Source organism: Psychrobacter sp. 72-O-c, from assembly GCF_904846605.1.
GTDB lineage: Bacteria > Pseudomonadota > Gammaproteobacteria > Pseudomonadales > Moraxellaceae > Psychrobacter.
The window spans coordinates 56,245-65,462 of sequence record NZ_CAJHBI010000019.1 but is presented as its reverse complement, the minus strand read 5'-3'; the positions used below and the strand labels follow the sequence as shown (position 1 = coordinate 65,462).

At 42.3% G+C, this 9,218-nt stretch carries 6 protein-coding genes; 5 read left to right on the top strand and 1 reads right to left on the bottom strand.

What is annotated here, in order from left to right; all coding sequences use genetic code 11:
- Nucleotides 1-306 precede the first annotated feature (306 nt).
- The 3 genes from nrdR to JMX97_RS08605 all read left to right on the top strand — a co-directional run bounded on the left by nrdR (nucleotide 307) and on the right by JMX97_RS08605 (nucleotide 3,122).
- Nucleotides 307-774, top strand: a complete 468-nt coding sequence (gene nrdR, locus JMX97_RS08615; RefSeq protein ID WP_201556969.1) for a transcriptional regulator NrdR — start codon at nucleotides 307-309, stop codon at nucleotides 772-774.
- 44 nt (nucleotides 775-818) lie between these two features.
- Nucleotides 819-1,874 carry a bifunctional diaminohydroxyphosphoribosylaminopyrimidine deaminase/5-amino-6-(5-phosphoribosylamino)uracil reductase RibD gene (gene ribD, locus JMX97_RS08610; protein ID WP_201556967.1) on the top strand — a complete coding sequence of 352 codons (1,056 nt, stop codon included), beginning with the start codon at nucleotides 819-821 and terminating at the stop codon, nucleotides 1,872-1,874.
- Nucleotides 1,875-2,447: 573 nt separating this feature from the next.
- Nucleotides 2,448-3,122 (top strand): riboflavin synthase, encoded by a 675-nt coding sequence (locus JMX97_RS08605; RefSeq protein ID WP_201556965.1) that lies wholly within the window; start codon nucleotides 2,448-2,450, stop codon nucleotides 3,120-3,122.
- Between the two features lie 239 nt (nucleotides 3,123-3,361).
- Here the strand turns inward: JMX97_RS08605 and JMX97_RS08600 are convergent, their stop codons facing one another.
- On the bottom strand, nucleotides 3,362-6,292 hold the full coding sequence (locus JMX97_RS08600; protein ID WP_201556963.1) for a hybrid sensor histidine kinase/response regulator: 2,931 nt from the start codon (nucleotides 6,290-6,292) through the stop codon (nucleotides 3,362-3,364).
- Nucleotides 6,293-6,480: 188 nt separating this feature from the next.
- Between JMX97_RS08600 and fmt the strand changes: the two genes are divergently transcribed.
- Both fmt and JMX97_RS08590 read left to right on the top strand, forming a co-directional pair.
- Nucleotides 6,481-7,563: a methionyl-tRNA formyltransferase gene (gene fmt, locus JMX97_RS08595; RefSeq protein WP_201556961.1), complete on the top strand. Its 1,083-nt coding sequence runs from the start codon at nucleotides 6,481-6,483 to the stop codon at nucleotides 7,561-7,563.
- Nucleotides 7,564-7,607: 44 nt separating this feature from the next.
- Nucleotides 7,608-9,200 (top strand): transcription antitermination factor NusB, encoded by a 1,593-nt coding sequence (locus JMX97_RS08590; RefSeq protein ID WP_201556959.1) that lies wholly within the window; start codon nucleotides 7,608-7,610, stop codon nucleotides 9,198-9,200.
- Nucleotides 9,201-9,218: the final 18 nt, after the last annotated feature.

Here is a 9,218-nt window from a genome sequence, read left to right as displayed (position 1 = left end):
GCTCATGTCCTTTTGTTTGATACTTTTAATCACTTGCGCTCGAAAGTCTGCTGAATAGGTCATGTATTCTTCTGCCACTTTGCTTATTTTAAAACGATTGTATCTTATTTATAGAGAACCTACTATAGTCCAAACTTGCTAACAAATCGTTTAAAAGAAAGTATTCAAAATAAACCATCTAAAATAAAGTATTTAAAAGAAACCGTTGAAAAAAAACTATTAAAACGAAGTGTTTAAAATAAAGCATCTCAAGAATTGCCCTACTGTTATCACCACTGCTGCAAGTATGAATACAAGGAAAATGGTATGCATTGCCCTTATTGTAATGCGTCAGAGACTAAAGTTATTGACTCACGTCTGGCCGCTGAAGGTGCACAAGTACGCCGGCGACGACTTTGCAGCGGCTGCCAAGAGCGATTTACCACCTTTGAGATGGTAGAAGTGGTCATGCCACGGATTATCAAATCTAGTGGCAAAATCGAGCCCTACGATAATGAAAAACTACGCCGCTCTATCTTACTACCGCTACAAAAACGCCCGATCACTATTGATGAGCAAGAGGCGATGATTAGCCGTATTGAGAAGCGAGTACGGCAAATGGGCGAGCGCGAGATTAGCAGCAAAGTGCTAGGAGAAATCATCATGAGTGAGCTTAAAACCCTTGATGATGTCGCTTATGTCCGCTTTGCGAGTGTCTATCGTGACTTTCAAGATATCGATGCCTTTCATCAAGAAATCGCTAATATTCGCCCATCAGAGAAAAGTGAAGATTAACTATAGCAACCATTAGCTCCTTTTTTATTAAGTGTGTTCCCTTTATGCCGACATTAAGTCACGCCCAAGATGCTCAAGACCGCTATTTTATGATGCTCGCTATTGAGCAGGCAAAGCATGGCATATATACCGCGCGGCCTAATCCAGCAGTAGGCTGTGTGCTAGTAAAAACAGGAGAGATAGTGGGACAAGGGTTCCATCCCCAAGCGGGACAACCGCATGCCGAAGTGTTTGCACTGAAAGATGCAGGTGCACAAGCAAAAGGTGCAACGGCCTACGTAACCTTGGAGCCGTGTAGTCATACCGGTCGTACACCGCCTTGCGCCCGAGCGCTCATCGATGCAGGTATTAAGCGCGTGGTCATTGCTGGTCTTGACCCTAATCCACAAGTGGCTGGTCGCGGGGTTAGCTTATTAGAGCAGGCTGGCATTGCGGTTAAAGTTGGAATCTTAAACGGCCAAGCAGAAGCATTAAATCAAGGGTTTTTAAAAGCTATGCGCACGCAAATGCCTTATGTACGGCTCAAAATTGCCACCAGCCTTGATGGTCGTACCGCGATGGCGTCAGGGGAGTCAAAATGGATTACCTCGGCAGCAGCACGTGAAGATGTACAAAAGCTGCGTGCGCGCAGTGGAGCAATTATTACTGGCAGCGCAACGGTTATAGCGGACAATCCGCAGTTAAATGTGCGTTCTAGTCAATTAGGTGTGGAACTGGAGCAAATTCCTACCCCTATGGTGGTGGTGCTCGATAGACGCGCACGCTTAGCACATGATTTACAGTCTGCGTATCAGTTATGCCGACGTGTAGATACGCTCTATTGGCGTAACGATGATTTGATCGAGTTACTGAAATCGTTGGTGAGCGAGCATCATTGCTATGATGTGTTGATAGAAGCTGGAGCTACCGTCGCAGGGAGCTTTTTAAGCCAACAGCTGGTAGATGAATTGATTGTCTATCAAGCACCTTGTCTATTGGGGGCACAAGCACGGCCTATGATTGATTTTAACCCCTTATCTTTAGCACAGCAGTTGCGCTTTGACTATCATAGCCACGAGCAAGTGGGTACTGACCTAAAACTAACTCTGCTGCCATTCTAAAAACTTCTAAAATATAAAAATCATCTGTGTATAAGTGTTTAGTTATCCACAGTGTCGTCAATTTCTATAGTAAATGTGGATAACTAGGTCATTTTAGGGTACTTCAAATAAGGTTTCACATGAAACTGTGTATAACTTTTTATAACTGTGTTTCACATGAAACTTATAAATAGTTGATAATTGAAGTTATTCTGGAATAATCCTTTATTAATCATTAGTTTAACGAGGTATTCCTATATCTACTCCTTTATGTATTAATAAGTGGATAGCTTGTGGATAACTTTATTGAAACGAAGATTTTTAAGGTGAAAAAGGGTAAATAATGCTTAGTTATCCACAACTTATCTCAAATATTCTACTTATCAAACGAAAGGTGCCGTAAAATCCAATTGAGTATAGTACTTCACTCAGTTAAATAATTTAGCAACAGTAGATTGCTAGGATAGCCAATAGTCATGATTGATAGATTTTGTTATTGATATACGTATCTAGTGCTATGCTAATAAGCAGTTAACACCAATTATCAGTTATAAAATGTTGATAGTTATCACTAAACAAGAAAAAGAGGGTCATATGTTTACAGGGATTATCGAAAGTGTGGGCAAAGTTAAAGCTATGCAGCCAGTTGGTGGTGATATTCGTTTAACGATTGAATCCGATGATTTGGACTTTAGCGATGTGTCATTAGGCGACTCTATTGCTTCAAATGGTATTTGTTTGACCGTCGTGGATTTAGGTAGTAATTATTATGCCGTCGATGTTTCACGTGAAACTATCGCTCGTACTGCACTAGAGGACTTAAAATCAGGTCATTTGGTCAATTTAGAAAAAGCCATGCTACCGACTACCCGTTTTGGTGGGCACATTGTTGCCGGTCATGTTGATGGTGTCGGCGTCGTGAGTAAGCTTGAAAAAGATGCGCGCTCTATTTATATAGAAATCGAATTACCGCAAGAGTTGGCGCACTATACTGCGACTAAAGGATCTATCACACTCGATGGTATTAGTCTGACGACCAATCTAGTACGGGACAATATTGTCTGTTTGAATATTATTCCCCATACAGCTCAGGTTACCAATATTGCCAAGCATTGGCTGTTAGGTAGTAAGATTAATATTGAAGTAGATATTGTGGCACGCTACTTAGAGCGTCTATTAAATAAATCGCAAACCGGAACCATGAACGCGCCCAGTCCGCAAAGCAAGATTACCGAGAATTTTTTAGCAGATAACGGCTTTATGAAGTAACTTTATAAAATAAAAAGCTTTATAAAGTAGTGAACAAGACCGCTGGCATAATAGCCTTTATTAGTATGGGTAGATTGTTAATATGGTTAAATTATTTTAAAACGAGACAGTGCTACTGGCATGAATTTTTGCAGCCTCTGTCCCGCTTGCGAACAGCACGCAAGAAAAATTTATACTAGGAGCACGTTGCTATACACGACTCCCTTTTATTGTTTATTGTGAACTGATTATATAAGCTGCTAACCAGCTTTAATCAAATGTTGTAAAACGGCTTGTAGGTTACTTTTATCAATAGGTTTGGATAAAAACTCATCCATTCCTACCGCAAAACAATCTTCACGATCCTGTTCAGTGTTGTTCGCAGTGAGCGCCACGATAGGAATATCATCCCCTTGTGCGCGAATAGCTTGGGTGGCCTGCAGGCCATCCATAACGGGCATTCGGCAGTCCATTAAGATTAGTGCAATTTCTTGGCGCTGAACTTGTAGCTGATCTAAAGCTTGCTGACCATCTTCTGCCACCATACTGCGATAGCCTAATTTACTTAATAATTTGCAGGTGATTTTTTGATTGGTTCGGCTATCCTCTACTACTAGAATCAGCGGTGCTAATACTTCTTCTATAGGACTGTTCAGCGCTGTTGCTGGTTCAGCACCCTGATTATTTTGTTTCTGTTTTATTGGTTGGGTTAGGCGCAGCAACTCGGATAGCAGTAAGGCGCTATCTAAGGGCTTGCTTAAAAAACCGTCAAACTGATCCAGTAGCGTAGAAGGTATACTGCGCTCAGGCTTCATGCTAAGGAGTATTTTGGGTAACGATGAGCGGTTCAATAGACTGTCTAACACTTGCCGGGCATTAGCATTAATCGCTGCTTTGTCGCTTGTACTTTTATAATTTGTTCTCTTATAATTTGTTCTCTTATAATTTACTTCTTTATGACTCACTTCTTTAGGAGTTATCCTACTACTACTACTACTACTACTACTGCTATCTTCTGAGCCTTCAGATAACACTATGGCGCTGATCTCATAATATTCATAATCTAAAAGTAATATAGGCGCCAGCGTTTGTATGTTTTGCGCCAGCTGGTCTGTTAACTGTTGACTGCTCGCTATGTCTGCCGCAGTATAAATAGTGGCAGGTATTGATAAATAGTGACACAGACGTCGCAGATTGGTGGCGAAAAGTGTTTGATTGACGATCGCAATAAGGTGAATGTGAGTTAAGTTAGTATTGAAATGATATACCGGCTGATAATTGGGACGGCGACAGGGTAAGTAGAGCGTAAAGGTGTTAACTTCATTAGAGCGGTTGTTATCAAAGGTACTGTCAAGCTCAATAAAGCCGCCTAATAACTGAGCGAAACTATTAGAAGTAGCCAAGGCCAGTCCGATATCAGCAAATTGCTGGCTGGTTTGGTTATTGGTTTTATTAAAATAATCAAACAGCTGCTGTTGCCTAGCAGGCACTATACCTATTCCTGTATCTTGTATGCTAAAGCGAACCCAATGTTGCGGGTTGTCTTTTTTGACATTATGAGCTTTGATATCATGAGCGCCAAACGTTGATCCGCCTTCCTCTTTTTGTTCTTGTGTTTGTGTCCGATTTTTAGTGGTAACAGGTTCGATGACAAGTGCGACATAACCTGAGGTGGTAAATTGTATGGCGCTATCTAATAAATTAAGTAAGATTTGACGCAAACGATTGCTATCTGTATCAATATAGCGCGGACAATCGGGTGCAAAAAAATACAGTAACTCAAGTCCTTGCCGACGTGTATTGTCTGTCATTAAATGACTAACATGTTGTCCAAGTTTAAAAATATCTACAGGCTCATTAATAATATGAGTTTTTCCTGCCTCTATATTTGCTATATCTAGCATATCATTGAGCATCGCTAGCATAGAATGGCTAGACTGCGTTAACGTGGTCAGTACTTCATCCTGTTTAGCAGATAAAGTATCGGTATCTATCTGCTCCAGTATGCCAATAATGGCATCTAACGGAGGGCGCAGCTCATGACCAATGACGGATCTAAGCTGGCTAAATTCGCTAAGCTGTCGTTGTAGCTGCTGGTTTTGTTGTTGTAAGATCTTAGTCTGATTGACAAAATCGTCGACACTATTGAGGAGCACGGTAAAGCCATGAACTTGCCCATGCTCGCCGAACCAAGGAGTGATATGTAGCTGATAGGCTTGCTCGTTCGCTATGCCGTAGACCAGTAACGTACGGGTGACGCGCTGGGTAGATAGTTCCTGTAGTAGGAGCTGGGTCGATTCATCGTTACCAGTGACAAAGTCAGTCAGTTGATAATTTGCATTAGGCTGGAATGAGGTGGCAAATACTTGCTCGAAACGCTGATTAAAAAAGCTGACCTGCCCGTGACGCATTACCATCAGCATGGGTAGCGGTGCTTGATCGACCAAGCGCTCAAGCCGATGGTTGAGCGTTTTAATGCGTCGATTATTATTATGTAGCTGATAACTGATACGACTAAGGGCATGCCCCAAGCGTAAAAACTCAGTGGTCGCTTTTTTTTCAATAAATGGTGGCGGTGTGTAAGCCTTTTTCGCAGCGCTGTTCAAGTTATCGGTATAGAGTAACAGCTGTTCCCAATTGGTACGACGGTTGAGCATGTAAAGTAGTGCGATGATAAAGAGTATAATCGCCGTCATTAATGGCAGCCAAAAACGATAAAAGATCCAATTTATTTCAGGCGGTTGATGGCGCAGTACTGTGTATACTTGATGACCACTTTCAAGCTTGATAGTGCCTGCTAAAGCACTGTTAGTAAGGGTATAAGCGCTATTACTATTGCCGACACTATTGACGAACGGCGAAGCAAGGGTAGGGAAGTTAACGGTAGTAAATTCAGCCTCATGAGGACGGGTATAGCGATGGACGTAAGTCTGACCAGATGGCAGCATAAAAACCAGCTGATAACTGATATCTTGGAAAATAGGCTTCTGTAATATTTTCTTAATGTCCGTATCGGTGGGCTCATCCTGTTCGATAAGCTCATACTGTAAAGAATTAAAGATACTTGTAGTATGCTGCTTACTGTGCGTTTTGAGGTCAAGAAACATCACCACATAGTATAACGACAACATGATTATCAGCGTCAGGGTATAAAAGAACAGTAAGCGTTGTAGAGATTGAAACTGTTGCATGGATGCATGATCCTATAGCGGTATACCAAAATACAGTGAACTTATTACAAAGCGCTCATCATTCATACCTATTCTATAATAAAGATAAGCTTTATCATTATTGACGCCTATCAAGCGCTATTACAATCATGGCACAACGCCGTAAACTCACCTATAATAGGTGGATTAATAATACATAATACGCTGCTATGACTATAATTGCTTCCTCTTCCGACTTATCTACTGCCCCCACTACTCAGAACCCGCAAGTTACCAGCCGATTGCGAGTGGTGTTTGCGGGTACCCCAGAGTTTGCTGCCACTAGCCTTGAGGCACTAGTCAGTCAGCAAGAAGCGCTTAATATAGATATTGTGGCAGTATATACCCAGCCGGATCGTAAGGCGGGACGCGGACAAAAACTATCAACCTCTGCTGTTAAGCAAGTCGCACTGGCTCATGACATTCCTGTTGAACAACCTGATACCTTTAAAAAGTCAGTGACCGAAGGCATAGCTGCTAGACAAACCTTGAGAACTTATCAATCGGACGTGATGGTCGTTGCCGCTTACGGGTTGATATTGCCTATTGGGGTTTTGACCACGCCTACTTACGGCTGCTTGAATATTCACGCTTCCTTATTACCACGCTGGCGCGGCGCGGCGCCCATTCACAGGGCATTATTAGCCGGAGACGCTCAGACGGGTATTACCATTATGCAGATGGATAAAGGGTTAGATACCGGTGACATGCTTTATAACGTCAGCTGTGCGATTGAGTCTAACGACAGCGCAGCCAGTCTCCATGATAAGCTGGCAGAGTTAGGCGCGACTGCTATCAGCACCGTGCTACAAGACCTAAATTATTATCAAACGAGGGCTATAGTCCAAGATGACAATGAGGCTAATTATGCCGAAAAACTCATCAAAACAGAAGGCGCTATTGACTGGTCACAATCGGCTACTGTAATTGAAAGGCAAATCCGCGGACTAACCCCATGGCCGGGCGCTTATACCTTTTTAGAGGGACAGCGCGTCAAGATTTTAGCCAGCCTACCTGTCAATACGACCCAGCAAACCACTAAACCTGCCGGAACCGTTATCAGTGTCGGACGTAAAGCTATTTTGGTTGCGTGCGGTAAAGACAAACAGCAAGTAGACAATATAAATCAGCCAGCCAGCACCTTAGCGATAACTAAATTGCAGTTTGCCGGTAGCAAGCCAGTGACTGCCGAGCAAATTTGTCATGGCAATCAGCTTAATGATAACGATCAATTTACCAATAATTCAAACTAATAAGTAAACACAGACGCCTTAATAGGCATAGGAAATTAATTAATATGAGACAACCCGCAACCGCGTCTAGAAACAACAAAAATAAGCCTTCCAGTAATCTTAAAATGACCGGCAGCGTGCGGGTGCGCGTTATTCGTACCTTACTTGCCATCCAGAATGGCCAGTCGTTATCGAGTGTACTTGATCCTTTATTAAACAGTCTACACGAGGGTGATAAAGGCTTTGCGCATGCGCTACTGTTGACTACTTTGCGTCAGTGGTATGCTCTTGAGCGCCTACTTGATACTTTAGCAGATAACAATATCGATGAGATTGAAGTCCGCACTACCATTCAAGTGGGGCTAACCCAGCTGTTATATTTGGAAGTGGCTGACCATGCCGCGATTCATGAAACGGTTGAAGCGGTTAAAGAGATTGATTTTGCCCATGCATCCGGCTTAGTTAATGCTATTTTACGTAAAGTCGTTAAGAACACTAACAAATTCCGTAAGAAATGCGATAAAAACCACAGCTTGCCTAATTGGCTCGCCTATCAGCTCAAGCAAGATTGGAGTGAGGAATACTCAGCATTAACTCAAGGATTACGTCAGCCCGCACCGATGTTTTTACGAGTGAATACCACTATTAATACTGTGGACGGCTATCAACAAGCGCTAGAGCAAGCAGATGTTGAAGCCGAATTGGTCGAAGTGGTTAGTGGTTTACAACTGCCAAATCTGACCGATAAAACGGATACTACTATAACAACCCAAGCGTTACGTTTAGAGCAAACTACAGCCGTTAGTGGTCTACCCTCATTTGCGGAAGGTGCTGCTAGTGTGCAAGATATGCATGCCCAGCTTGCTGCACCACTGATTCACCAAGCGCTTATCAATAAGGCAAATGCTGATGCTATTAATGATAACAATGGCGATGCCAACCAAACCAGTAATACCGAGCTGCATATTTTAGATGCTTGCGCTGCTCCTGGTGGTAAGCTTGCCCATTGGTTAGAGCTGTTAAATGCAGACAAGCAGTCCTCATTGTTTCATGTGAAACCTAGTGAAAATGAAAGTGGTGATATAAATAATTCGGTAGAAAGTCGTGCGATTAAACTAACCGCTATTGATAATGAAGCCCCGCGTATTGGTCGCATTCATGAAAATCTAGAGCGTTTACATTTAGAACACTCTGAGCAAATTAAGCTTAATGTCGTCTGTGCTGATGCGACCAGATGGCAGGGCATCCAGGAATCTAAAAAGCAAAAAGTAGATAAAAATGAACCTGTATTTGACGCTATATTACTCGATTCACCTTGTACCGCTACTGGCGTAATTCGTCGCCATCCTGATATCAGTCTTTTACGTACAGAAGAAGACGTGGATCAAACGGCGTCATTACAGGAAGAGATATTAGACAATCTATGGCCACAATTGAAAGTCGGTGGTTATTTGCTTTACGTAACCTGCTCGATATTAAAGCAAGAAAACGTAGAACAGATGCAAGCATTTTTAAACCATCATACCGATGCTACTGCTATCGAATTTACCGAAGATTGTAGTTGGGGTATTGCTCAAGAAATCGGTCGTCAATGTTTGCCAATAGACAGTGAAAGTGGCGACGGCTTTTATTATGCGCTGCTACATAAAACAGCTTAATTTAAGAAAGATACCGTT